This is a genomic window from Methylobacterium sp. R2-1 (genome assembly GCF_014191355.1).
GTDB lineage: Bacteria > Pseudomonadota > Alphaproteobacteria > Rhizobiales > Beijerinckiaceae > Methylobacterium.
Genome location: NZ_JACHWM010000005.1, coordinates 153,410 through 176,401, shown reverse-complemented (window position 1 = coordinate 176,401; position 22,992 = coordinate 153,410). Strand labels below are relative to the sequence as shown.

Sequence of the window (22,992 nt, the reverse complement as noted above, 5' to 3'; positions counted from 1 at the left end):
AGGCGAACGCCGTCGAGACCCGATCCGGAACCGGCAGCCCTTCTCACGCGTCACCCGGGAAACCCGAAACCAACAACGATGAAGGATGCGAGGCCATGCGCGCCCCGTCTCTCGCCCTCTTGACCCTGCTCACCGCTCTGACGCCGGTACTGACGCCGGCTCTCGCGCAGAGTCCCGGAAACCGGGGCGCCACGAGCCGGCAGAACGAGGCGTTCGAGTACCGGAACCAGAACCGCAATTTTGAACAGCGCCAGACCTTGGAGAACAGCGCAATCCGCAACCAGATCCAGCGGGCGCCGCTCAACGTTCCGCCCCCGGCCGGACCGTCCTTCGGCATTCGGCGCTGACGATCGCTCGAGCTTAAGCGTGAGGTGCGGGCGGACCGTGGCCTGTGCTATGGCCGCAGGAACGGGTTTTTACGCGCCGCCAAGAGGCTTCGGCCCTTCGAGCGCGTGATCCGCGAACGAAGCCCTGCGGCCCGCAGGCCAGGCGGAAGCGATAACGGTGCGTGATTTCCTGACCGCGCTCGCGGGCGCCGTCGTGCTGGTTCTCGTGGCGGCCCTGGCCGTGCCGCCCTTCATCGACTGGTCGAGCCATCGCGCGCTGATCGACCGCACGCTGACCGACTCCCTCGGTGCCGGCGCCCGCAGCGAGGGCGCGATCGATCTGCGCCTCCTGCCCTCGCCGCATCTCCGCCTCGCCCGGCTGCAACTCGGTGCAGAGGACGGGCCGGCCCTCGATGCGCGGACGGTCGACGCGGAGATCGCTCTGGCGCCGCTGCTCAAGGGCGAGGTGCGCTTCGTCCGGACGTCGATCGAGCGCGCGGGGCTCACCCTGCCGGTTTCGGACGAGGCACTGCTGCTGCCGCGCGAGCCGCAGGCACTGCGACGCGACATCGTCATCGAAGATCTGCGCATCCAGCGCCTCAGTATTGCCACTGCGCGGACCGGCGCACGCGCTCAGGAGCAGCTTGTCGCAGAGAACCTGCGTCTCCGAGCTCCGGCGTTGGCCGGGCCCTGGCTGGCCGAAGGGACGGCGAAAGGGAGCCCCTTCCATCTCGCGACCAGCACCACCGGCAACGATGGCAGCTTCTCGCTGAAGCTTACGGGCGGCGGCGATACCCTGCCCCGCCTGGAGCTCGATGCCCGCTTCGCCTTCCAACCCGAGGACGCACCGGGCGGCGATCGCACCCATCGCGGCCTCGTGCCGGAGGCGGAAGGCACTGTGAGGCTGACGGTCGGGCCGCCGGTCCAGCCGGCCGGGGCCGTCCTGCCGCTGACCCTGGCCGCTAAATTCGAGTCGCGCGGTCCCCTGGCGCAGGCCAAGACGGTCGAGATCGAACTCGACCCCGGCGGCAAGGCGGCGCGGCTGTCGGGTAGCGGCCGTCTCGACCTGCGCGAGGCCCGTCTCGGCCTGACGCTTCGTACCCGCCGTCTCGACCTCGATGGGCTGCTGCTCTCCGGCGGCGCGCGCGGGCTGCTGGCGCAGGGGCTCTCGCAGGGGCTGTCTTCGGGCGCCCTGACCCCGCCGATCCTCCTCGATCTCGACCTCGCCGCCGAGAGCGTCGCGCTCGGTCTGGACGATTGGGCCGGGGTCGCGTTTCGCGGCACCTTCGACCGCACCGGCGGCCTCGTGCTGCGGCGCTTCGAGGGCATGGCGCCGGGGGGGGCGAGCGTCGCGGCGACGGGCGAGGCCGAGCTGTCGGGTTCGCCTCGCTTCACCGGCCATGTCGACGTCGCCGCGCGCAATTCGGAGGTGCTAGGGCGCTATCTCGGCCGGATCGGCGCGGAGGAGAGCGTCGCGGCGATCCTCGATGGGCGCGCTTTCGAGCTCGGCACCGATCTCTCGGCGGCCGGCGGCGACCTCTCGCTTCGCAACCTGCGTCTCGCCCTGGGCGAAGCCCGCGTCACCGGCAATGCCCGCTACGTTCGGGCCGACGCGAACGGGCGCGGGCGCTTCGACGCGCAGCTCTCCGCCAGCGGCATCGACATCGCCGAATTGCCGCCCCTGGGCGATCTGATGTCCGGCCTGCATCGGCACGATCTCGGCCTGACTTTGCGGGCGCGCGACGTGCGCTATGGACCCTCCGGCGCGCATTCCGGCAACGGCACCATCGCGGTCAGCCTGCAATCGGACGGCGCGAGCCTCGTCGTCGACACCCTCGACATTGCTGACCTCGCGGGCGCGAGCGCCCAGCTCGCCGGTCGGATTGCGCCGGACGGTTCGGGCCGGATCGAGGGCCGCGTCACTGCGGGCAAGGCGGCGCCGCTGCTCGCCCTGCTGGAGCGCGGTGTCCTGCCCGAGGCCCGCCTCGTGCCGCAGAGCTTCCGCCAGAGCGGATTGGCCCTCGACCTGACCCTGGAGCGGGAATCGGGCGAGGCGGATGCGCTGCGCGCGCGCGCCAAGGGCCGGGCGGGCGAGGGCGATCTCGAGCTTGCGCTCCTGACCCGTTCCGGCCGGATCGACCGCCTCGACGCGACGCTGACGACGCCGAAGACCGGCCGCTGGTTCGGCCGCGACGACATCGCTGCGCTCCGCCAGCCCGGCCGCCTGCGGCTGACCGGAGCCCGCCCGGCCGCCGCGACCGGGCCTGACGGCGCGCCGCTCGCGCTCGATGTCGAGGGTGACCTCGCTGGGCTCGCCCTCTCGACCGCGCACCCGATCCTGTTCGACGCTCTCGACCGTCCTCCGACCGGCGGCGCGATCCAGCTGCAGGCATCCGACCTCACCCCCTTCCTGCTCCTGGCTGGAAGTGCCGCGCCAGGGGCCGGGCCGATGCCCGCGTCTCTCACCCTCGGCCTGTCGCGCCGGAACGCGGCGCTGCATGCCGACGTCACGGGACAGGTGGCGGGAAACGATCTGACCGCCGCCCTTGACCGGACACCGGACGGCGCGCTCATCGGCACCGCGACCCTCGCCCGTCTGTCCCTACCGGCACTGGCCGCCGCAACGGTATTTCCGACCGATAACAGCGGGCGCTTCACCGCCGCGCCGACCCAGTCGCAGGTCACCGTGGGACTCAAGGTCGCTCAGCTCGATCTCGGCCGGGGCCTCATCGCCGACACCGCGAGCTTGACGCTGTTTCGCGAGGGCGACGCGCTGAGCCTGCGCGACCTCTCGGCCGGGCTCGCCGGCGGTCGGCTGACCGGCAGCATGACACTGTCGCGGCCGGCGGGCGCCGCTGCGCTTTCGGGCGAAGGGAGCCTGGACGGCGCGGATCTCGCAGGCCTGATCGGCGCCGGCCCGATCGGCGGCCGGCTCTCCGCGGCCCTGCGCTTCGGTGCCACGGGCGTGAGTCTCTCCGCACTGGCCAATGACCTCTCGGGCAACGGCGAGATCCGGCTCGCTGATCTCGTGCTCCCCGCCGCCGATGCGGGCGCTCTCGACCGGGCGCTCGGTAAGGCTTTGGTCGAGGACGATCCGCTGCGCGAGGGACGACTTCAAGCGTTGGTGTCGGAAGAACTCTCGGCCGGGCCGCTTCGAGCCAATGGGCCGGTCTCGGCGGCCTTCACCCTCTCGGGCGGCACCTTGCGCACGGCGCCGTTCGGGATCGATCTCGGCCCAGCGCGCTGGAACGGCACGCTGCAGGTCGATCTGCGCGGCCGGACCCTCGACGCCCGCGGCGCCCTGACCGCGGCGACTGGGCCGAAGGGCTGGTCCGGGGCGGCGCCCGCAATCCAGCTCGGCTTCAACGGCCCGCTCGTCGCGCCCGAGCGGCGGCTCGACACGGCGCCGCTGACCACCGGCCTCGCTGCCCTCGTGCTTCAGCGCGAGCTCGAGAAGATCGAGCTGTTCGACGCCGACCAGAGCGAGCGCCAGCGTCGCCGCGCCCGGATCGAGATGGACCGCGCCCGCGCGGCGGCCGAAGAAGCGGCACGGCAGGCCCGGATCAAGGCGCAGCAGGCCACCGAGGAGGCGGCGCGCCAAGCCCGTCAGCGAGAGGCGGAGGAAGCGGCCCGCCGCGCCCGCATGGAGGCCGAGCCGGCACCGCCTCTGTCGGAGACGCAGCCGCTCGACATCAGCCCGCCCGGTGCGAGGCCCTGAGGGGGCGGCACGGGGGGAGCTTCGTCCGGCCGAACCGGCAGAAAAGGTTACGGGTCGCGGGCGCTGTAAGGGACGGAATTGGCCTGTCTCACGACAGTGAGAGTGCTACTCTCTCCCATGGTCCACGGCCCCATGCCCGCTTTCCGCTTTCAGGCTCCCTACGCTCCGGACGACGCGGCCCTCGCCGAAACCCTGCTGCGCGAGGCGCCTCTGCCGGTCGGGACGGAGGCGGCGGTCGATCGGCTCGCCTCGGACCTGATCGGCGCGATCCGCGCGGATGCCGGCCACGGCGCCGTGGAGGCGTTGCTGCGGGAATACGCCCTGACGACCCGCGAGGGGCTGGCCCTGATGAGCCTCGCCGAGGCGCTGCTGCGGGTGCCCGATGCGGCCACCGCCGATCGGCTGATCGCCGACAAGCTGCGCGAGGGTGATTTCGCCCATCACGCCGTGCGCTCGGAGAGCGGCCTTGCCCACGCCGCCTCCTGGGCGCTCGGCCTCGGCGCCCGCCTCGTCGGCCCGCAGGACACCCCCGAGGCGACGCTCGGCAGCATGGTCCGCCGCCTGGGCCGCCCTGCCGTGCGCGGGGCGGCTCACCGGGCGATGCGGGTGATGGGTGGGCAGTTCGTGCTGGCGGAGGAGATTGATGCGGCGCTCAAGCGCGCCGGCTCCGGCAGCGCCCGGCGCTCGCGCTACTCCTTCGACATGCTGGGCGAGGGCGCCCGCACGGCCGAGGACGCCGAGAGCTACCGCCAAGCCTATGCCCGCGCCATCGCGCGGATCGGCCGCGAGGCCGGCAATGCGCCCCTGCCGGCCCGGCCGGGCATCTCGGTCAAGCTGTCCGCGCTGCATCCGCGCTACGCCCCGACGCAAGAGGCGCGGGTGATGGCCGAACTGGTGCCGGTGGTGCGCGACCTCGCCCGTGCGGCCTTTGCCCACGATCTCGCCTTCACCCTTGATGCCGAGGAGGCGGAGCGGCTCGAACTCTCCCTCGACGTGTTCGCCGCGGTGCTGGCCGATCCGGCGCTCGCCGGCTGGGACGGGTTCGGGCTGGCGATCCAGGCCTATTCGAAGCGATGCCTTCCGGTGATCGATCATGTCGCCGCGCTCGCCGAGAGGCACGACCGCCGGCTGATGGTGCGCCTCGTCAAGGGTGCGTACTGGGACACCGAGGTGAAGCTCGCCCAGACGCAAGGCGCGCCCGACTATCCCGTCTTCACCCGCAAGGCGATGACGGACCTGAACTATCTGGCCGCCGCCCGGCGGCTGCTTGCCCACCGCCCCCGCCTCTACCCGCAATTCGCCACCCACAACGCGCTGACGGTCGCGAGCGTGCTCGGACTCGCCGGGCTCCTCGACCGGCCGGCGACGGAAGAGGCCGGCTTCGAGTTCCAGCGCCTGCACGGCATGGGCGAGGGGCTCTATCAGCGGCTCGCCGAGCGGGCCCCCGGCATCGGCCAGCGCGTCTACGCGCCGGTCGGGGGCCACCGCGAATTGCTCGCCTATCTCGTCCGCCGGTTGCTGGAGAACGGGGCGAATTCCTCCTTCGTCGCCCGCGCCGCCGATCCGGCGGTGCCGGTGGCCGAACTCCTCGCCCGTCCCCAAAACCTGGTCGAGACGCCCTCGCAGGCCCGGCATCCCAGGATCCCGCTGCCGCGCGACCTGTTCGGGCCCGAGCGGCGCAACTCCCCAGGACTTGCCTTCGGCGATGGCGCGGCGCTCCGGCGGCTGACCGACGCCGTTGCACGGGCTGCCGGACCGGCCGAGGCCGCGCCGATCATCGACGGGACCGCCGGGACCGGCCGCGCCCGGCCGGTGGTCAGCCCGATCGACGCGACGATGATCGGCAGCGTCATCGAGTCGGATCCCGCGACGGCGGCGCTCGCCATGGAGGCGGCCGCGCGCGGCTTTCCCGCCTGGACGAGGACGCCCGCCCGCGAACGCTCCGCCTGCCTGGAGCGGGCTGCCGACGCATTCCTGCGGGAGCAGGGCCGGCTCCTTCACCTGCTGCAAGCCGAGGCCGGCAAGACCCTCGACGATGCCCTGGCCGAGTGGCGCGAGGCGATCGACTTCCTGCGCTACTACGCGGCGCAGGGCCGGCACCTGTTCTCCGAGCCGCAGGACCTGCCCGGCCCGGCGGGCGAGGCCAACAGCCTGCGCCTCGTCGGGCGGGGCGTGTTCGTCGCGGTCTCGCCATGGAACTTCCCGCTCGCCATCTTCACGGGGCAGGTCGCCGCGGCGCTGATGGCGGGGAATGCCGTGGTCGCGAAGCCCGCGCCGCAGACGCCGCTGGTGGCCGACCTCGCCGTGCGCCTGCTGCACGGGTCCGGCATTCCGGGCAGTGCCCTGAATCTCGTCCCCGGTGGCCCCGAGACCGGCGCCGCACTGATCGGGCATCCGGCGCTCTCCGGCGTCGTCTTCACCGGCTCGACGGCGACCGCACAGCAGATCAATCGGACGCTCGCCGCCCGCGACGGCGCAATCCTGCCGCTGGTCGCCGAGACTGGCGGCATCAACGCGATGATCGTCGACGCCACGGCGCTGCCCGAGCAGGTGGCCGACGACGTGGTGGTCTCGGCCTTCCGTTCCGCCGGCCAGCGCTGCTCGGCCCTGCGGCTTCTCCTCGTGCAGGAGGACGTGGCCGACCGGATGATCGCGGCGGTGGCCGGGGCGGCGCGGGAACTGAAGGTCGGTGATCCGCGCGATCTCGCCACCGATCTCGGCCCGGTAATCGACGCGGGGGCCAAGGAGAGGCTCGACGCGCATATCACGTCCATGACCGCCTCGGCGCGCCCGCACTTCTCCGGGGTGGCACCAAACGGGCTATACGTGGCGCCCCACATGTTCGAGATCGGCCGCGTCTCGGATCTGCGAAAAGAAGTGTTCGGGCCGGTCCTTCACGTCGTCCGCTATCCGGCGAACGGCCTGGCGCGGGTTGTCGAAGAGATCCGGGCCAGCGGTTACGGGCTCACCCTCGGCATCCACTCGCGCATCGAAGAGGCGGCGGAGCGGATTACCGAGACCCTGCCGCACGGCAACGTCTACGTGAACCGCAATATGATCGGCGCCGTGGTCGGGAGCCAGCCCTTCGGCGGAACCGGCCTGTCGGGCACCGGCCCGAAGGCCGGCGGCCCGCATTACCTCGCCCGCTTCGCCACCGAGCGGACGCTGACCGTCAACACGGCGGCGGCGGGCGGCAGCGTCGGGCTCATCACGCTGGACGGGTGAGGGGCGTCAGTCGTCCGCGACCTTGGCCACCGGGCGGTCGTTGCCCTGCGCGGTCTCGTCGTGCCACTGCCCGCTCCCGTCCTGGTAGCGGATGCCCTCGGTCGAGCCCGGCACCTGCTGTTCGGCGGCCGCCGCCTGCGCCGCCTGAAGCGCCTCCTGCCGGCTCGGGAAGGTCTCGGAAAAGACGTCGCCGACCTTGTAGGCGAAGCCGCCGTCGTGCTCGACGATGTGATAGGTCACTTCGGTCATCGGAACATCCCGTTGGTTTCCGGCGCGCTTTTGTCGCGCGTGCTGGAGCCCGAACCAGTCGAAATGCCGGAGGTTCCGCTTCCCCGCCTCAATGCCGCGTCGGCGCACGGCGCGGGATGCGCGCCACGGCGGCTTCGCAGCCCGCGATCAGGGAGCCGCGCACGTCGTCCGGATCGAAGCCGACGCCGTTGGGAAAGGCGAAGACATGCGCCTGCGCACTGTCCTCGGGCTGGACGCGGGCGATCCAGCCGTCCGGTGTTCGCTCGAAGTGGACCTCGTAGACGATGCCGTCCTGTTCGAAACTGTGCGGTTCCATGGTCCGGTCTCTCCGGCCGCAATGATGACGCGGCCCGGTGGGATGTGGGGACGAGCCCCGTCAGGGCGCGAGTCTCAACCGACCGGAATTTCACCGCCGATGCGTTCGAGCACCGTCTTCGCCGTTGCGAGCCTCTGCCTCGCGGCCTCGCCTGCTCTTGCCCAGGGCGTGCCGCCGAATCCCTTCGCCTCGAACTATTCCTCCGCGCCGCCGCGCGTCACAGAGCAGGACCGGCATCTTCACGCCCCGCGCGCCAAGCGGCCGCTGCCACCGAAACGGGTCGAACGGGGATTGCTGCCGCCGGCCGACGTTCCGAGTCGATGAGGGAGTTAGGGATCGAGGGGCCACGCCTCAGGCCTGTACCAACTCCGCGACGATCGCACTGACGATGCGCGGGTCGCTCGGATCGACCTGAGTCGCGAAGGCAGCGCGCAAGGTGCCGTCGCGGCCGATCAGATATTTGTGGAAGTTCCATTGCGGGCTCTGCCCCGGCTTCTGCTCTGCCGCCCAGCGGTAGAATGGATGCGCCGCAGGCCCGCGGACATGGGTCTTGTCCGCGACCGGGAAGGTGACGCCGTGGTTTTTCCGGGCGGCCTCAGCGATGGCGGCGCCGTCGAGGGGCTCCTGATTGCCGAAATCGGGGGAGGGCACCGCAATCACCGTCAGACCGCGTTCGCCGAACCGGGTCCAGAGACCCTGGAGGCCGGTAAATTGCGGAGCGTAGCCGCAGGCGGTGGCGGTGTTGACGACGAGGACGGGTTTGCCCGCATAGGCCGAGAGCGGAAGGCGGCCGCCGTCCGGCTTGTCGAAGGCGAAGGCGGCAGCCGGCCCGGCCTCAGCGGCCTGGGCGGCGATCGGGGCGCGGCCCGCCGCGAGAACGGCAAACATCGCAAGGCAGTCCCGGCGGCGAATCGTCATGGCTTTGGTCCTCCGGGGCCGAGGCTGCCACACACGGCTGGCCGCCGGGTACGAGCCCGATCGTCGCGCATGCGAGAGGCCGGAGGGATTAGGAGACGGCGCGGGCGGCCAGCATCTCGCGCACCGACGAGGCGACCGCCTCCTCCTCGCAGGGGCGGGACACCAGAAGCGCATCCGCAGGCACGAGGTCGGCACAATCGCGGACGGCCGAGTCGCACGCGACGACGATGCCCAGTGTCGGGCGCAGCGCCCGTGCCTCCGCCGCGAGTTCGCTGAGCCCGAGAGAGCCGTGCAATTCGGCATCGGTCACGAGAACGTCGACCGGCAGTCCGAGCACGAGCACCGTGAGGGCATCGACGGCCGAATCGACGCTGATCGCGCTGTAGCCCGCCCGGCGGATCTGACCGCCGACCTCGTCGCGCCACTGCTTGCGGCGCCCCGCGATCAGCACTTGCACACCGTAGCAACTGCGCGGTGCGCCGGCTCCGGCGATCGGGCCGGCCGTGCGCACGGGAGCCCGGTCGATCTTCGCGTCCTCACGGTCTAGGGTGCGCTGCATCATTCTAGGTTACGCAGATCGCACAGTGCATTCAAGCGTCACGGACCGGTGACACCGCCGGTGCACCCTCCAGGTACACTCGGCAAGACTCGACGACACGCTCTCTCGTCTTGCCAATCAAAAGTTGTGCGGCTGGCTCTCTCGCCCTCGGACCTGTCCAACGCCGTTGACTACCTTTAGTTGAGGGCGTGCGGGCAGCGCGGCAGGGCGGCAGAGGCTCTCGCCATGGTGGGCCGCGCGCGCCACGTGTTGACGCGAGGCTCGGCGGGCGCAAGACAGCGGCCCGCGACCTCAAGCTTCATGCCCGTGTCGCCTTCGCGTGCGAGGCCGCGCCTCCCGACGCGGCCAAATGGGCGAGAACGGGTACGAGACGGAGCCGACGACCGATGTCATCCACCGAAATCTCCCCCCTGGCACCCGCCACGTCGCCGTTGCTGCCGGAGATCGCGGGTGTGCGCCTCGCCACGGCCCAGGCCGGTATCCGCTACAAGGACCGTACGGACGTGCTCTACGTGGCTCTGGCCGAAGGTACGGAAGTGGCGGGTGTGTTCACCCGGTCGCGCTGCCCCTCGGCTCCGGTGGATTGGTGCCGAGACGCGCTGAAGGCTCGCAAGGGCGCGCGGGCGCTCGTCGTCAATTCGGGCAATGCCAACGCCTTCACCGGGCTGAAGGGTCGTGAGGCCGTGGCGCTGACCGCCGGCATCGCCGGGCGTGCCGCCGCTTGTGCCCCGGAGGCGGTGATGATCGCCTCCACCGGTGTGATCGGCGAGCCGCTCGACGCGCGCAAGTTCGAGGGCGTTCTGGCCGATTGTGCTGCCCGCGCCGAGGGTGGGGCCGAGGCCTGGACGCAGGCGGCCAAGGCCATCATGACGACCGACACGTTCCCGAAGCTCGCCACGCGCCGGGTCGAAATCGACGGTGTGCCGGTGACGATCAATGGCATTGCCAAGGGGGCCGGCATGATCGCTCCCGACATGGCGACGATGCTCTCTTTCGCCTTCACCGATGCGGCGCTCCCGCAGGACGTGCTGCAGGCGCTGTTGAGTGAGGGCACCAAGACCTCGTTCAATTGCGTGACGGTGGACGGCGACACCTCCACCTCCGACACGCTGCTGCTCTTCGCCACCGGTGCGGCGGGCAACGCGGCTGTCACCCGTGCCGATGATCCCCGGCTCGCCGGCTTCCGCGCCGCTCTTGACGATCTGCTGATCGAACTGGCGCAGCTCGTCGCCCGCGACGGGGAGGGCGCCAACAAGCTCGTGACCGTCGAGGTCGAGGGCGCCGAGAGCGATCCCTCCGCCCACCGTATCGCGATGTCGATCGCCAACTCGCCCCTGGTGAAGACGGCGGTGGCCGGCGAAGATGCCAATTGGGGCCGGGTGGTGATGGCGGTCGGCAAGGCCGGCGAGCCCGCCGACCGCGACCGCCTCGCGATCTGGTTCGGCGACGTGCGCGTCGCGGTGCAGGGCGCCCGCGATCCCGATTACAGCGAGGAGGCGGCGAGCGCGGTGATGCGGCGGCCCGAGATCACCGTACGGATCGATCTCGGCCTCGGCCAGGGCCGCGCCCGCGTCTGGACGTGCGACCTCACCAAAGCCTACGTAGCCATCAACGGAGACTATCGCTCGTGAAGCTCTATGCGCTTGCAGCTTCTCTCCTGCTTCTCACCGTAGCGGTGGCACCCGCCGCGGCCGATGACGAGGCCGGCCGCATCCGGGTGATCGGCCGGGCCTCGCAGGAGGTCGCGCCGGACTTCGCGTCGGTGGAGATCGGCGTCGAGAGCCCCGGCGCGACGCCGGCCGCCGCCCTTGATGCCGCGAGCCAAGCCGCGAAGGGCATCGTGGCGACGGCGAAGGAGATGGGCGTGGCGGACGCCGATATCGGCACCTCCTCGATCACCCTGCAGCCGCGGACGAAGACTGTCCGCCTGCCCGATGGAACGATGGGCGAGCGCGACGACGGCTACACCGCGAGCAACCGCGTGCGGGTGCGCTTGGCCGCGATGGGCAAGCTCGGCGAATTGATGCGGAGGACCCTCGACTCCGGCGCCAACCGGATTCAGGGGATCAGCTTCGGCCTGCGAGACCCGGCGGCTGCGGATGCCGCCGTGCAGGTGGCCGCCGTCAAGGATGCCCGTGCCCAGGCCGAGCGCATCGCCGAGGCGACCGGTGTGAGGCTCGGGACCGTTCTCTCGATCGAATCGCCGCCGCGGGCCGAAGCGCCTCGGCCCGTGCCCTACGGCCTGGCGATGAAGGCGGCGGCCCCCCGCGGCCGAACCGCCGTACCGGTGGAAGCGGGTTCGATCGAGACCTCGGCGGAAGTCGAAGCCGTGTTCGCGATCGGCCGATGAGCGTTCCCGTGAAGCTTGTTCTCGTCGTCGCGGCGGCCCTGGTCGATGCCGACGGCCGGGTGCTGATGGCCCAGCGTCCTGAGGGCAAGACGCTGGCCGGTCTGTGGGAGTTTCCCGGCGGCAAGGTCGAGCCCGGCGAGCGGCCTGAGGAGACGCTGATCCGCGAACTCGCCGAGGAACTCGGCATCACGGTGAAGGAGCCGTGCCTCGCACCGCTCACCTTCGCCAGCCACGCCTATCCGGATTTCCACCTGCTGATGCCGCTCTACATCTGCCGGCGCTGGGAAGGGTTTCCGCAGTCACGCGAGTCGCAGGCGCTCCGTTGGGTACGCCCGGGCGGCCTGCGCGACCTGCCGATGCCGCCGGCCGACCTGCCGCTGATCCCCTTCCTGATCGATCTGCTCGGACCCTGACCGGACCCGAGCGTGAAGAGGGGCGGGAGCGATGGCGCGACGGGCGAAGGCGGCGGTCGAGAGCGCGGCGTCAGCAAAATCGTCGACTGAATCGAACCCGAGAAAAAAGTCCCGCAGCACCACGCCGACGGCGGAAAGCCTCGCGGCGCTCAGTCAGGAGCGGCTCATTGCCCTGATCCTCGAAGAGGTGGGCCAGAGCGCTCCTTTCAAGAAGCGGGTGAGCGCCGCGCTTGCCGCGCTCCAAGGTCCGGACAGGGTGGCGGCCCTGATCGACCGTCGCCTCTCGGCGCTCGAAAAAGCCCGCGGCTACATCGACTGGCAGAAGCGCAGGGCCTTCACCGCCGACCTCGACGCCACGCTGGCCACCATCCTCTCCGATCTGAAGCCGCTCGACACCGAGATGGCCCTCGAGCGGCTGCTGCGCTTCCTGCGGAGTGCGGACGTGACGCTGGAGCGGGTGGACGATTCCAGCGGGCAGGTGCACGGCATCTACGAGGCCGCCGCCGAAGCCGCCGCGGGGCTCGCGGCGGGGCTCTCGGCAGAGGCCGCACTCGGCTTCGCGACCCGCGCTCTCGACGGTCTCGACCGCGACGGTTTCGGCCTCATCGGCGCGCTGCTGGTCGATCTGCTGCCGAACCTGCCGAAGGAGGCGCTCGAACCGCTCGACGCGCGCCTTGTCGAAGCCCTCGCGGCGCTTCCCGCCTCCGTTCGAAAGTCGTCCGGCACGGCTGCATTCGAGACGGCGGGCCAGGATTGGGAGCGCCGGTATCGCCGCCTGAGCCTGAACCGTCTGCGTCAAGCCATCGCCGATGCCCGCGGTGACGCCGACGCGTTCGTCGCCCTCGAATTGGAGATGTCGCCCGAGCGGCCCGACCGCGTTGCCGTGGCCGAGCGCCTGCTGGCGGCCGGACGCGCCGCGGAAGCCCTCGAGTGGATCCGCCAGGAGCAGAAGCGCGGACCCACTTTGGTGACCCGAGAGGATTTGGTGGCCGGCAGCTTCGATTCTCAGGGGCCGGAGCGTGAGCGGGAAGCCGTCGAGATCCGCATCCTCGACGCGCTCGGCCGCACGGATGAGGCGCAGGGCCTGCGCTGGTCGCGGTTCGAGAAAAGTCTCGATCCGCAGGCCTTGCGCGATTACCTTGCCCGCCTGCCGGATTTCGAGGACGAGGAGGCGCTGGAGCGCGCCTTTGCCCATGCCGCGAGCCGCAAGGACCCGCATGGCGGCCTCTACTTCCTGGTGCGCTGGCCGAACCTGGACCGCGCCGCGCGGCTCGTGCTCGACCGGCGCGAAGAGTGGTCAGGCCGTATCTGGGAGTTGCTGGCCCCCGCCGCCGAGGCGCTGGAGCCGGACCACCCGCTGGCGGCGAGCGTGCTCTACCGTGCGCTCATCGACGACATCCTTGAGCGTGCCCGCTCGCCCGCCTACGGCCACGGCGCCCGCCACCTGACCCGTCTCGGCGAACTCGCGCGGGACCTGGCGCCGGGCGACCTCACGCCGAGCCACGCGGATTACGTGGCGAAGCATCGAAAAGCGCATGGACGCAAGAGTGGGTTCTGGTCTCAGGTGGAGGGGTGATACCGTTTCCGGTTGATCACTTCGGGCTTTATCGCATCCCGTCATCGCGAGCGTCAGCGAAGCGATCCAGAACCCGACATTTCCGGGCAAGTCACGTCCTGGATTGCTTCGGCTCCGCCTCGCAATGACAGAAGAAGGACCGAAGCGACAAGCGGACATCGTTTGAGTTGCGGCCTTACGCCTCGATGGCATCCACCCGATCCGGGTAAAAGGCGACGTGGCCGCGGATCCGGGCCACCGCCGGATACGGATTCTCGTAGGACCACGCCGCAGCCGCACGTGGCGCACCGTCGGCCAAGAGGTCGAACGAGGCGGCCTCACCCTTGTAAGGGCAGTAGGTCCGTCGCGGGTTGGGGACGAGCACGCCCGCGGCGACATCCTCGCGCGGGATGTACAGGACGGCGTCGTAGCCCGCCTCGCTCAGGTCCAGCGCCCGCCGCGTCTCGGCGACGACGCGCCCGTCGAGCCGAACCCGCACGAGGCCCGGATGGGGCGTGATGGTGATCGGATGAGCGGGTCCCGGTTCCTTCATGACGGCTCCCCGTTTGCCGGCAGCCGATGCTCGGCGGCGCCGAGGGCGTCGGCGAGCCGCGTCTTCGCACTGCCGGGTCGTAGCGGTTTCTGCTGGCTCTCGTGGGGCGCCCAGCCGGACAGCCACAGGATTTCGAAGGTGGCCCGCAGCCGTCCGTCGGGATCGGAGAAGCGTCCGGCGTAAATCGCGGCGGCCCGCATCAGCGTGGCCCGGCGCAGCGGTGTCCGGCGGCGCTCGTGAAGGGCATTGGTCAGGCCCATGGCGCGCAGGTCGCGCATCAGCGAGAACGGATCGCCGTAGCGCACGGTGACCGTCTCCGCGTCCACCACCGGGAGGGCGAACCCCGCCCGCTGCAACAGGCCGCCGAGGTCGCGCAACTCGGCGAAGGGGGCGACGCGCGGACTTACCCCCCCTTCGGTCTCGCTCTCCGCCTGAAGGAAGGCTTGGCGCAACTCGGTGAGTGTCGCGCCGCCGAGGAGTCCGGCCAGCAGCAGACCGTCGGGCTTGAGCGCCCGGCGCAGTTGCAGCAGGGCGCCGGGCAGATCGTTGACGTGCTGAAGCGAGAGCGCCGACACGGCGAGGTCGAACCCGGCACCGGCGCCGAACGGCAGAAATTCGGGATCACCGACCAACGGCCCACCGGGTTCGGTGGTCGGGCTGAGGCGGATCATCCGCCCAACCCGTCCGCTCGTCCGCAACCGCTCCGACAGCGTCGGCACGGGCGTGCCGAGATCGAGGCCGAGCGCAAAGGAGCGTGTCACCGCCGCGAGGCGATCCTCCAGATCCTCGATGATCCGTTCGACGAGGAAGCTAGCATAGCCCGCCCTTTTCGCGCGCGCGATGCGTCTGCGGATCAGGGCGGGATCAAACAGGGGAGCGGACTCGTTCATCGCATAGGCAGATGGGGCTTCGAGTGCGCTGCGGCCAGGTCAAACACTTGGTCCGGGTTGCGCAGTGGCGGGCCCCTGAGGCAGGGGTAGATCGGTTTCCGTGAACCGCAGTCACGCCATTGTTCGGCGGCGAAATGACCTGGAACGGAATCATTGTCGCCCCGTTTTTGCTCGTCGATCGAGGAGGTTGAAGATGACACGGATTGTGATCCGCGCCGCTCTGATCCTTGCCGCCGTCGCGTTGGCAGGCACGGCGGAAGCGAAGGGTTGCCTGAAGGGCGCCGCGATGGGCGGAATCGCCGGGCACATGGCCGGACACGGCGTCATCGGCGCCGCGGCGGGTTGCGCCATCGGACGGCATGAGGCGAACAAGAAGGACAAGGCGGCCCGGCAAGGCGACCAGGGCAGCAGCGCTCGCTGACGGCGCGGGCGATCGACGGCCGATGACGGCGTCCGGACTTCCGGTCCTTCGGGAGGGTCTGCGTCGCCTCGCCTCGTCGGCTATCAGCCTCATCTATCCGCCGACCTGCGTCGCCTGCGGGGCGGCCACCGGACAGCCCCACGCTCTCTGCGCCGCCTGCTGGAGCGGACTCCGCCTGATCGAGCGTCCCTATTGCGAGCGGCTCGGCACGCCCTTCGCCCTCGACCTTGGGATCGGCAGCCTAATCTCCCCTGGCGCGATCTCCGAACCACCGGTCTTCGGGCGTGCCCGGGCGGTCGCCATCTACGACGGAACGGCACGCGACCTCGTTCACCGCCTCAAGTACGGCGACCGACTTGACCTCGCTCGGGCCATGGCTCGCATGATGGCCGCTGCCGGGAGCGAGTTACTGGAGGAGGCCGACCTGATCGTGCCGGTGCCGCTGCACGGCCTGCGCCTCTGGCGGCGGCGCTTCAATCAATCGGCGCTTCTCGCCCGCGAGATCGGACGGCGGAGCGGCAAGCGTTGCGACCTGCGAGCGCTGGCTCGCGTGAAGGCGACCCGGCCGCAGGTCGGCCTGACGCGCCACCAGCGCGCCGACAATCTTCAGGGCGCCTTCCGAGTCACCGATACCGGTCGCATACGGGTCGCAGGCCGACGCCTTCTCCTCATCGACGATGTGACGACGACGGGCGCGACGGGCAACGCCGCCGCCCGCGTGCTGCTGCGCGCCGGTGCGGCGAGCGTCGATCTGCTGACCTTCGCGACGGTGACGCGGGACGGGCTGTGACCCTGCTGCCGACGATCGCGGCTGCCGTCCCGAACGAGAACGGGGGTCGCAAGGGCCCCCGTCCGATAACGCTTCACTGCCGCGTCCGCGTCAGGCGCCGGCAGGTTCCATCCGGCCGGAAGCCTGTGCCTGTGCCTCGGTGGAGGGGTCGAGCACCTTGCCGCGGGGCCCGACCCAGGCGCCCACCCACTTGCGCTGCCACAGGAACAGGCAGCCGAGCACGAGGCCGGTGAACAGGGCGTAGACCACGAAGCCGGAGGCGAAACCGCCGGTATACTGCTTCGAGAAGCCCATCACGTTGGGCAGGATCGCGCCGCCGAGCGCCCCGACCTCGCCGATCATCGAGCCGGCGACCGCGGTGTTGGTCGGCCAGCGCAGGGGCACGAGCTGGAACAGCGCGCCGTTACCGGCACCGAGCGCGGCGAAGCAGAGCATGAACAGCAGCGTCGTCACGGCGAGCGAGGGCGTGGCGGTCAGCGCCAGGAACGAGCCGATCGCGGCCAGCAGCACCAGGGAGAGAACGAGGATTCCACCCATCCGATCGGCGAAGTAGCCGCCGAGGATGCGGATGCCGGAGCCCATCAGGGCGGCGAGCATCGTCAGGCGCCCGGCCTCGACCTTCGTCACCGCGAACTGCTCGTAGAAGAAGGTCGGCAGGAAGTTCGAGAGGCCGATGAAGCCGCCGAAGGTGATGACGTAGATCAGCGAGAAGGACCAGCCATCCTTGGTGAACAGGCAGGAGACGTGCTCCTTGAAGCTCCGGCCGTGGCAGTCCGGCGGTTCCTTCGCGAGGACAATCATCGCGAGGATCGGCACGATCATGACAATACCGGCGAAGCCGTAGACCGCCTGCCAGCCGTAGGCCTGGGCCAGCGGAGGCGCGAACAGCACGGCCAGCACGGTGCCGGAATTGCCGGCACCCGCGATGCCCATGGCGAGCCCCTTGTGCTCCGGCGGAAACCAGCCCGAGCCGAGCGACAGCGCCACCCCGAAGGAGGCGCCGGCTATGCCGAGCAGCACGCCCATGGCGAGCACCTCGTTGTAGGAAGAGACGAAGAAGAAGCCGTAGGCCATCGCCAGCACGATGACGCCCATCTCCGTCAGCGCCGCGTTCTTGCGGCCGATATACTGGGCCAGCACGCCGAGCGGGAATCGCATGATCGCGCCGGCCAGGATCGGCAGCGAGATCATGAAGCCGGTCTGGGCCGGGGTGAGCCCGTAGGTCTCGGTGATGAACGGGCCCATGGCGCCGTTGAGCACCCAGATCGCGAAGCAGAAATCGAAGTAGAGGAACGCGGCGAACAGGGTCGGGGGGTGGCCCGACTTCATCACGGTCTTGAAGGAAGCCATCGGCGTGCTCGTTCGGCTCGAAGACGCGCCGCGCGGCTCAAGCCGGGCGGGGCCTTTCATGCGGGAGAGTGTGTCCGGACACGCGCCGTCCGAGCGCGAGGCGCCGTTGCCCCGCCTGCTGCCCAGGGGCAGCGCTCGGGGTTATGCAGAGCGCGTGCCAGTTCTGATGCCGGCGAGGTGGCGGTGTGCAGGGCGCCGCGCGCCCGCATGTGCCGCTAACGGATGCAGCTCCGCCTATGAAGGAAGCAGCGGCTGCACCGCCTCAAACGACGGCAGCACCTCGGTCGACCACACGGACCACGCTGCGCCCCGAGTCGCGCTTCTCCACACGGATCTGCACGGCGATGCGCTCCATCATCCCCGCCACGTGGGTGATGACGCCGACCTTTCGACCGCGGCCCTGAAGCGTTTCGAGGGCATCCACCGCCAGGTCCAGGGTCTCGGCGTCGAGCGAGCCGAACCCCTCGTCGATGAACAGCGTGTCGACGAAGGATTGCCGACCCTCCAGCCCCGAGAGGGCGAGCGCCAGCGCCAGTGAGACGAGGAAGCGCTCGCCGCCCGACAAGCTGCGGGTCGCCCGGCGCTCGTCGCCCATGTCTCGATCCACGACGTGGAGAGCGAGATCGGCGCCCGCGCTTCGCGCGAGGCGGTAGCGGGGGCTCAGCACCTTGAGCTGATCGTTGGCGAGATGCACGAGGTGGTCGAGCGTCACCCCCTGCGCGAAGCGGCGGAAGCGATCGCCGCCGGCCGAACCGATCGCCTCTTCGACCCGGTGCCACGTTGCGAACTCGGCCTTCGCTGCCTCGATCTCCCGCGCGAGATCGGCCGCCTTGGCGCGGGCGGCCTCGTCCCGGCGCAGCTCCGCGTCGAGGGCGCCGAGGCGCTGCTGCGCCTGCGCCATAGCCTCCGTGAGACGTGCCGCCTCGGCCTGCGCGGCGGATACGTCGATCTCGACGTCGGTGCTCAGGGTCTCAACATCGGCGCGGCGGGTGGCGAGCGCGGTCATCGCCTCGGCTTCCTCGCGACCGAGCCGGTCGAGCCGCGCGCGCAGTGCCTCCCGCGTCTCGGCCGGGACGGCGAGCAGGGCGGCCACGGCCTCGCGCCCGCGCTCGCCGCAGGCCTGCGCGAAGGCGGCCTCGGCCGCTTCATGGCGGGTGGCGGCGCGCTCCAGGGCCGCATCGGCCGCGGAGGCTTCGGTGACGGCTCCCGTGAGCGCGCGGGCGGCTTCGGCGCTGGCAGCCTGCGCTGCTTGGAGCGCGTCGCGGGCCGCGCGGCGTTCGTTGTTGCATCTCGTGCGGTGCGGACCGGTCGCCTCCCCTCCGAGCAAGCCGGCCCTTCCCACGCGCGCGTCGACGAGGCGGGATTGCCGTTCTCCCGCCTCCGCACGGGCCTTCGCGGCTGCGCGCGCCTCGGTGTCGCTCAAGGAGGCGGCGGCCGCCCGTTCCAGCGCCAGCGCAGCGAGTTGCGCCTCGTAACCGGCATGCTGCATGCGCAGGGCCGCGTAGCCTTGCCCGAGCGCGACGATCCGGTCGGCGCACGCCTCCGGAGCACGGTCGAGATCGGCAAGGCCGAGATCGGCGGCGGTGAGTGCCGGAGCGATCTCCCCCGACAGGTCCGTTATCCGCTGGCGAAGGGCGGCGTGGTGGCTCTCCGCCCGTTCGGCCGCGAGACCCGCCTCGGTCCGACGGCGCGTCAGTGTATCGAGGGTGTGGGTCTGCGCCTCGATCTGCGTCTCGACCGCATCGCGATCCCGGATCAGACCATCGATCTCGCCGCGCAGGGCCCGCGCCGCCGCGAGCGTCCGCTGGGTGGCATCGCGCTCGGCCCGCGCCGCGGCTCCGGCGGCGCCGAGCCGGGACAGATCCGGCTCCTCCGGCAGGGCGACGGTGAGCCCGGAGGCGCCGAGCGCGGCCACGAGATCGGGCAAGCCGGCGCGGTAGTGGGCGGCGGTCGAGGCCGCCGCCTCCGCCGCGGCGGCGCCCCGCTCCTGCGCGTCGTCGTGGCGGCCCTCCGCCGCCGCGGCATCGCCCCGGGCGCGGTCGCGGGCCGCCTGATGCGCGGCGATCTCGGTATCGAGTGCGGCGCGTCGGGCGCGCATCTCCTCGGCAAGCCGTCCGAGGGCATCGTCGGATCCGTGGGAATGCGGATGGTCGAGACCGCCGCAGACGGGGCAGGGCGCGCCAATCACCAGCAGGCTGCGCAGCCGCGCCGCTTCGCGCGACGCGCTTTCCTGCGCGAGTTCGGCGAGCGGAGCGATCTCCGAGCGCCGGATGCCGGCCTCGTGCAGCGCGCGCTCCTCCACCGCGAAGCGGGCCGCGGCTTCGGCGAACGCCGCGCCGGCTTCCGTCTCCACTTCCGCGGCGACCGCTCGGTCGGCCAGCGCCGTGCCGTGGCGTTGCGCCAGGGCATAGGCGTCGCGCAGGGCGTCGAGCAGGCCTTCCAGGGCGATGGCGCGGTCCTGCGCGGCAGGCTCGGCGAGGGCATTGAGCGCCGCCTCCCGCTCGGCGCGGGCGGCGGCCAGGGCCCATCGGCGGGCGTGAAGCTCGGCGAGGCGGGCGGCGCCGTCCGCGGCCTCCCCGTCGCAGGCAGCGATCTCGGCCCGGCGCGCGGCCCCGTCCTGCGCGGCGGTCTCCGCCTGCCTACGCAGCCGCGCCCGCTCGTGGATGCGCCGGGCGAACTCGTCTCCCCGTTCGGCCAGAAGGGCGTGGGCGCGGTCGGCCTCGAGGCGGCTGGCTGCGGCGGCTCGCGCGTCCTGAGACTCCGCGAGACGTCGATCGAGTGCGCTGAGCACGGCACCCGCCGCCTCGGCCGCTTCGGCTGACCGGACGGCCGCCTGCGCGGCGCTCTCGGCTTCGCGCTCCGCATGGGCGATCGCGGCATCAAGTTCGGCCGCGCGGTCCCAGAGGGGACCAAAGCTCTTGAACACGGCTTCCACGACCTCATCCGCCGCGCTCGCTTCCGCCCGCCTCGTGTCAGCCGTCTCGGCGGTCGTGCGCGCCGCGGCGACACGGTCCGCCACCGCTTCGATCTGAGCCTGCGCCGCCATTCGCTCGCGAGCGGCCTCTTCGAGGGTTTCCGCGCGCCCGCGCAGCGGCTCGACCGCGTCGAGTTCGGCCCATCGTTCCCGGTCGGGGGCCGCCGCTTCCGACGCCGATCGTGCCGAGGCGGCACGCTCCTCGGCCCGCGCGAGCGCCAACCGGGCGGCCTCGATCCGGCGCGCGGTCTCAAGGGTGCGGCCCACCGCCTCTTGCTCCGCACGCCAGGCCGCCGCCTCGGCGAGGCGTTCCCCGCGCTCCGATTTGCGGGCCTGCAATCCGGTCTCGTCGAGCAGGCCGATCTCGCCTTGCCGCACCTCCAGTGCCTCGACCGCGCGACGGTGCTCCTCGTAGCCGAGATGCACCCGCTTCGAGATCTCCGAATAGATCGCGGTGCCGGTGATCTTCTCCAGAAGCTCGGCCCGCTCCCCCTCCGCCGCGAGGAGGAAGGCATCGAACTCGCCCTGCGCCAGCAGCACCGTGCGGCGGAACTGGTCGAAAGTCAGGTCGGTGAGCGCGACGACCTTATCGAGCACCTGCGTCTTGCCCGCAGCGACGGCACTGCCGTCGTCGAGGCGGTGCAGGCGCCGCTTTTCCGCCTGGAGCTTACCGGTCGCCTTGTTGCGGGCGCGATAGGCCTCCCAGCCGACGCGGTAGGCCACGCCGTCCTGGCCGATGAAATCGACCTCGGCATAGCCCGCCCCGGCGCCTCGACGCAGAATCGCACGTCCGTCGCTGGCGCTCAGCGCCTCGCCGCCCGGATCGGGCACGTCCTCCCGGCGGCTCACGGCGACGCGGGGATAGCGGCCGTACAGCGCGAGGCAGAGCGCGTCGAGGATCGTGGACTTGCCGGCGCCGGTCTCGCCGGTGATGGCGAACAGGCCGGTGGCGCCGAGCGGCTCGGCGGCGAGATCGACTACGAACGGCGCGGCGAGGCTCGCGAGGTTCTCGCCGCGGATCGCGAGGATGCGCATGGGGGGCGGCTTAAGCCTCCGCTCGCGCGCGGTGGAACACGTCGAGATGGGCGGGCTCGGGCTCCTCGTCCCACTTCGCATGGTAGGCGAGGCGGAACAGCTCCTCCGGGTCGCGCTCCGAAAGGCGCGGCGGCGGCGCCTCGGATTCCACGATCTCGATTGCGGCCCGCGGCGGCACGGTGACCCGCACATCGACGACGCGCACCGGAAAACCCTCGGCGATGCGGTCCACCTCGGCCCGGTAGCCGGGAAGGAGGCCCTCGCGCGCGAGCCGAACCTGGATGTAGGGCCGCGCCTCCATCGGCAGGTCGGGGTCGAGCGCCAGGGCCGCGAGGTGGTCGCCGAGATAGGCGAGCGCCATGTCGCCGGAGGCGGGGAGGCGCAGGAACGGGACGGGACGCGGTATCTCGATATGCTCGATCTCCGCCGCGCCCGTGCCGAGCGTCACCAGGGTGACCCCGTGGCGGTAGGGCTGCTCGGCGGCCGAAAGCGGGATCAGCGAGCCGCAATAGCGCACCTGCCCGCCGCCCAGACCCTGCGCCCGATGCAGATGGCCGAGCGCCACGTAGCGCGCTTCCTCCGGGAACACGTCGGCCGGCACCGCGTGCTCGCCGCCGACGAGGATGCGCCGCTCCGCCCCCTCCGATTCGAGGCCGCCCGCGACGTGGAGATGGCCGGTCACGAGAAGCGGCAGGCCGGCGAGCCGCGGCCGGGCCGCCTCGAAGAGCTGTCCGTAGAGGTCGCGCACCGCCCGCACGATCGGTGAGGTTTCGCCGATCCGCCGTTCGCTGCCGAGCGAGGAGAGCGGCGGCAGGCAGGCGGCGGTGGGGTAGGATACGGCGAGCACCTGCGCCGCCACCTCGCCGCCGGCGGAGCGGACCGGCACGAGGTGGCGTTCGAGGTCGATCGCGCCGTCGCGGCGGCGGACATTGCCGACGACATGGACGCCGATGGCCTCGAGCAGCGGGCGCGGTGCTTCCAGACGCCCGGCGGCGTCGTGATTGCCGGCCGTGATGACGATGGTCATCGCAGGCCGCGCCGCGTGGAGGCGCGCCATCAGCGCGTAGAACCGCGCCTGGGATTCGCCGGACGGGTTCTGGCTGTCGAACACGTCGCCGGCGACGACGAGAGCATCGACCTCGCGCTCGACGACAATGCCTTCAAGGCAGCCGAACACCGCGTCGTGCTCGCGCTCGCGGGAGAAGCCGCGCAGGGTCTGGCCGATATGCCAGTCGCCCGTATGGAGGACGCGGATCACTTAGGACGCCACTCATCGAGACCGGGGCAACGACCGTCGCCGCCCCAGGCGGCTTGTAGCGGGTTGCGTCGCCGGCTTCGAGTGCATCCCGG

Annotated in this window: 19 protein-coding genes; 10 read left to right on the top strand and 9 right to left on the bottom strand. The window is 71.4% G+C overall.

Features of this window, described 5'->3' with window-relative positions; all coding sequences use genetic code 11:
- The first annotated feature begins 95 nt into the window (after positions 1–95).
- The 3 genes from FHU13_RS09230 (at position 96) to putA (ending at position 7,269) form a co-directional block, all read left to right on the top strand.
- On the top strand, positions 96–347 hold the full coding sequence (locus FHU13_RS09230; RefSeq protein WP_183435565.1) for a hypothetical protein: 252 nt from the start codon (positions 96–98) through the stop codon (positions 345–347).
- 157 nt (positions 348–504) lie between these two features.
- Positions 505–4,044, top strand: a complete 3,540-nt coding sequence (locus FHU13_RS09225) for an AsmA-like C-terminal region-containing protein (protein ID WP_183435564.1) — start codon at positions 505–507, stop codon at positions 4,042–4,044.
- A 117-nt stretch (positions 4,045–4,161) separates the two neighbouring features.
- The gene (putA, locus tag FHU13_RS09220; protein ID WP_183435702.1) at positions 4,162–7,269 is read left to right on the top strand and encodes a bifunctional proline dehydrogenase/L-glutamate gamma-semialdehyde dehydrogenase PutA; all 3,108 of its coding nucleotides are present in this window, start codon (positions 4,162–4,164) and stop codon (positions 7,267–7,269) included.
- 6 nt (positions 7,270–7,275) lie between these two features.
- On the opposite strand, the gene FHU13_RS09215 is transcribed toward putA, so the two are convergent.
- Positions 7,276–7,518 carry a DUF2188 domain-containing protein gene (locus tag FHU13_RS09215; RefSeq protein ID WP_183435563.1) on the bottom strand — a complete coding sequence of 81 codons (243 nt, stop codon included), beginning with the start codon at positions 7,516–7,518 and terminating at the stop codon, positions 7,276–7,278.
- Positions 7,519–7,606: 88 nt separating this feature from the next.
- Positions 7,607–7,834: a hypothetical protein gene (locus tag FHU13_RS09210; protein ID WP_183435562.1), complete on the bottom strand. Its 228-nt coding sequence runs from the start codon at positions 7,832–7,834 to the stop codon at positions 7,607–7,609.
- A 99-nt stretch (positions 7,835–7,933) separates the two neighbouring features.
- Here FHU13_RS09210 and FHU13_RS09205 point away from each other — a divergent pair, with 99 nt between their 5' ends.
- Positions 7,934–8,158 (top strand): hypothetical protein, encoded by a 225-nt coding sequence (locus FHU13_RS09205; RefSeq protein ID WP_246714572.1) that lies wholly within the window; start codon positions 7,934–7,936, stop codon positions 8,156–8,158.
- Positions 8,159–8,185: 27 nt separating this feature from the next.
- Here FHU13_RS09205 and FHU13_RS09200 read toward each other — a convergent pair whose 3' ends face one another.
- Both FHU13_RS09200 and FHU13_RS09195 read right to left on the bottom strand, forming a co-directional pair.
- The gene (locus FHU13_RS09200) at positions 8,186–8,752 is read right to left on the bottom strand and encodes a glutathione peroxidase (protein ID WP_183435560.1); all 567 of its coding nucleotides are present in this window, start codon (positions 8,750–8,752) and stop codon (positions 8,186–8,188) included.
- Between the two features lie 88 nt (positions 8,753–8,840).
- Positions 8,841–9,314 carry a histidine kinase gene (locus tag FHU13_RS09195; protein ID WP_183435559.1) on the bottom strand — a complete coding sequence of 158 codons (474 nt, stop codon included), beginning with the start codon at positions 9,312–9,314 and terminating at the stop codon, positions 8,841–8,843.
- A 383-nt stretch (positions 9,315–9,697) separates the two neighbouring features.
- On the opposite strand from FHU13_RS09195, the gene argJ reads away from it, so the two are divergent.
- The 4 genes from argJ to FHU13_RS09175 are packed head-to-tail and all read left to right on the top strand — an operon-like array spanning position 9,698 to position 13,650.
- Entirely contained in the window at positions 9,698–10,942 is a 1,245-nt protein-coding gene (gene argJ, locus FHU13_RS09190) for a bifunctional glutamate N-acetyltransferase/amino-acid acetyltransferase ArgJ (protein ID WP_183435558.1), read from the top strand.
- Complete coding sequence (locus FHU13_RS09185; protein ID WP_183435557.1) at positions 10,939–11,661, top strand: SIMPL domain-containing protein; 723 nt, start codon at positions 10,939–10,941, stop codon at positions 11,659–11,661. The genes argJ and FHU13_RS09185 overlap by 4 nt, the downstream gene beginning before the upstream one ends.
- Positions 11,658–12,074, top strand: a complete 417-nt coding sequence (locus tag FHU13_RS09180) for a (deoxy)nucleoside triphosphate pyrophosphohydrolase (protein WP_183435556.1) — start codon at positions 11,658–11,660, stop codon at positions 12,072–12,074. The genes FHU13_RS09185 and FHU13_RS09180 overlap by 4 nt, the downstream gene beginning before the upstream one ends.
- Positions 12,075–12,105: 31 nt before the next feature.
- Positions 12,106–13,650 carry a DUF6880 family protein gene (locus FHU13_RS09175; RefSeq protein WP_183435555.1) on the top strand — a complete coding sequence of 515 codons (1,545 nt, stop codon included), beginning with the start codon at positions 12,106–12,108 and terminating at the stop codon, positions 13,648–13,650.
- Positions 13,651–13,825: 175 nt separating this feature from the next.
- Here the strand turns inward: FHU13_RS09175 and FHU13_RS09170 are convergent, their stop codons facing one another.
- The gene (locus tag FHU13_RS09170; protein ID WP_183435554.1) at positions 13,826–14,182 is read right to left on the bottom strand and encodes a DUF427 domain-containing protein; all 357 of its coding nucleotides are present in this window, start codon (positions 14,180–14,182) and stop codon (positions 13,826–13,828) included.
- The gene (locus tag FHU13_RS09165; RefSeq protein ID WP_183435553.1) at positions 14,179–15,072 is read right to left on the bottom strand and encodes a methyltransferase domain-containing protein; all 894 of its coding nucleotides are present in this window, start codon (positions 15,070–15,072) and stop codon (positions 14,179–14,181) included. Before FHU13_RS09165 ends, FHU13_RS09170 begins: the two co-directional genes overlap by 4 nt.
- Before the next feature lie 193 nt (positions 15,073–15,265).
- Here FHU13_RS09165 and FHU13_RS09160 point away from each other — a divergent pair, with 193 nt between their 5' ends.
- Together FHU13_RS09160 and FHU13_RS09155 are read left to right on the top strand one after the other, a co-directional pair.
- The gene (locus FHU13_RS09160) at positions 15,266–15,493 is read left to right on the top strand and encodes a hypothetical protein (RefSeq protein WP_183435552.1); all 228 of its coding nucleotides are present in this window, start codon (positions 15,266–15,268) and stop codon (positions 15,491–15,493) included.
- A gap of 22 nt (positions 15,494–15,515) precedes the next feature.
- Positions 15,516–16,283 (top strand): ComF family protein, encoded by a 768-nt coding sequence (locus FHU13_RS09155; RefSeq protein WP_183435551.1) that lies wholly within the window; start codon positions 15,516–15,518, stop codon positions 16,281–16,283.
- Between the two features lie 90 nt (positions 16,284–16,373).
- Here FHU13_RS09155 and FHU13_RS09150 read toward each other — a convergent pair whose 3' ends face one another.
- The 3 genes from FHU13_RS09150 to FHU13_RS09140 all read right to left on the bottom strand — a co-directional run bounded on the left by FHU13_RS09150 (position 16,374) and on the right by FHU13_RS09140 (position 22,900).
- Positions 16,374–17,633, bottom strand: a complete 1,260-nt coding sequence (locus tag FHU13_RS09150) for a nitrate/nitrite transporter (protein WP_183435550.1) — start codon at positions 17,631–17,633, stop codon at positions 16,374–16,376.
- Positions 17,634–17,895: 262 nt separating this feature from the next.
- Positions 17,896–21,642: an AAA family ATPase gene (locus tag FHU13_RS09145; RefSeq protein ID WP_183435549.1), complete on the bottom strand. Its 3,747-nt coding sequence runs from the start codon at positions 21,640–21,642 to the stop codon at positions 17,896–17,898.
- A gap of 10 nt (positions 21,643–21,652) precedes the next feature.
- On the bottom strand, positions 21,653–22,900 hold the full coding sequence (locus FHU13_RS09140) for an exonuclease SbcCD subunit D (protein WP_183435548.1): 1,248 nt from the start codon (positions 22,898–22,900) through the stop codon (positions 21,653–21,655).
- Positions 22,901–22,992: the final 92 nt, after the last annotated feature.

Bases quoted from the DNA above. Each gene is read 5' to 3' on its own strand.
- FHU13_RS09230 (WP_183435565.1), top strand. From the start codon at position 96: ATGCGCGCCCCGTCTCTCGCCCTCTTGACCCTGCTCACCGCTCTGACG.
- putA (WP_183435702.1), top strand. From the start codon at position 4,162: ATGGTCCACGGCCCCATGCCCGCTTTCCGCTTTCAGGCTCCCTACGCT.
- FHU13_RS09215 (WP_183435563.1), bottom strand. From the start codon at position 7,518: ATGACCGAAGTGACCTATCACATCGTCGAGCACGACGGCGGCTTCGCC.
- FHU13_RS09210 (WP_183435562.1), bottom strand. From the start codon at position 7,834: ATGGAACCGCACAGTTTCGAACAGGACGGCATCGTCTACGAGGTCCAC.
- FHU13_RS09205 (WP_246714572.1), top strand. From the start codon at position 7,934: ATGCGTTCGAGCACCGTCTTCGCCGTTGCGAGCCTCTGCCTCGCGGCC.
- FHU13_RS09200 (WP_183435560.1), bottom strand. From the start codon at position 8,752: ATGACGATTCGCCGCCGGGACTGCCTTGCGATGTTTGCCGTTCTCGCG.
- FHU13_RS09195 (WP_183435559.1), bottom strand. From the start codon at position 9,314: ATGATGCAGCGCACCCTAGACCGTGAGGACGCGAAGATCGACCGGGCT.
- argJ (WP_183435558.1), top strand. From the start codon at position 9,698: ATGTCATCCACCGAAATCTCCCCCCTGGCACCCGCCACGTCGCCGTTG.
- FHU13_RS09180 (WP_183435556.1), top strand. From the start codon at position 11,658: ATGAGCGTTCCCGTGAAGCTTGTTCTCGTCGTCGCGGCGGCCCTGGTC.
- FHU13_RS09175 (WP_183435555.1), top strand. From the start codon at position 12,106: ATGGCGCGACGGGCGAAGGCGGCGGTCGAGAGCGCGGCGTCAGCAAAA.
- FHU13_RS09170 (WP_183435554.1), bottom strand. From the start codon at position 14,182: ATGAAGGAACCGGGACCCGCTCATCCGATCACCATCACGCCCCATCCG.
- FHU13_RS09165 (WP_183435553.1), bottom strand. From the start codon at position 15,072: ATGAACGAGTCCGCTCCCCTGTTTGATCCCGCCCTGATCCGCAGACGC.
- FHU13_RS09160 (WP_183435552.1), top strand. From the start codon at position 15,266: ATGACACGGATTGTGATCCGCGCCGCTCTGATCCTTGCCGCCGTCGCG.
- FHU13_RS09155 (WP_183435551.1), top strand. From the start codon at position 15,516: ATGACGGCGTCCGGACTTCCGGTCCTTCGGGAGGGTCTGCGTCGCCTC.
- FHU13_RS09150 (WP_183435550.1), bottom strand. From the start codon at position 17,633: ATGGCTTCCTTCAAGACCGTGATGAAGTCGGGCCACCCCCCGACCCTG.
- FHU13_RS09145 (WP_183435549.1), bottom strand. From the start codon at position 21,642: ATGCGCATCCTCGCGATCCGCGGCGAGAACCTCGCGAGCCTCGCCGCG.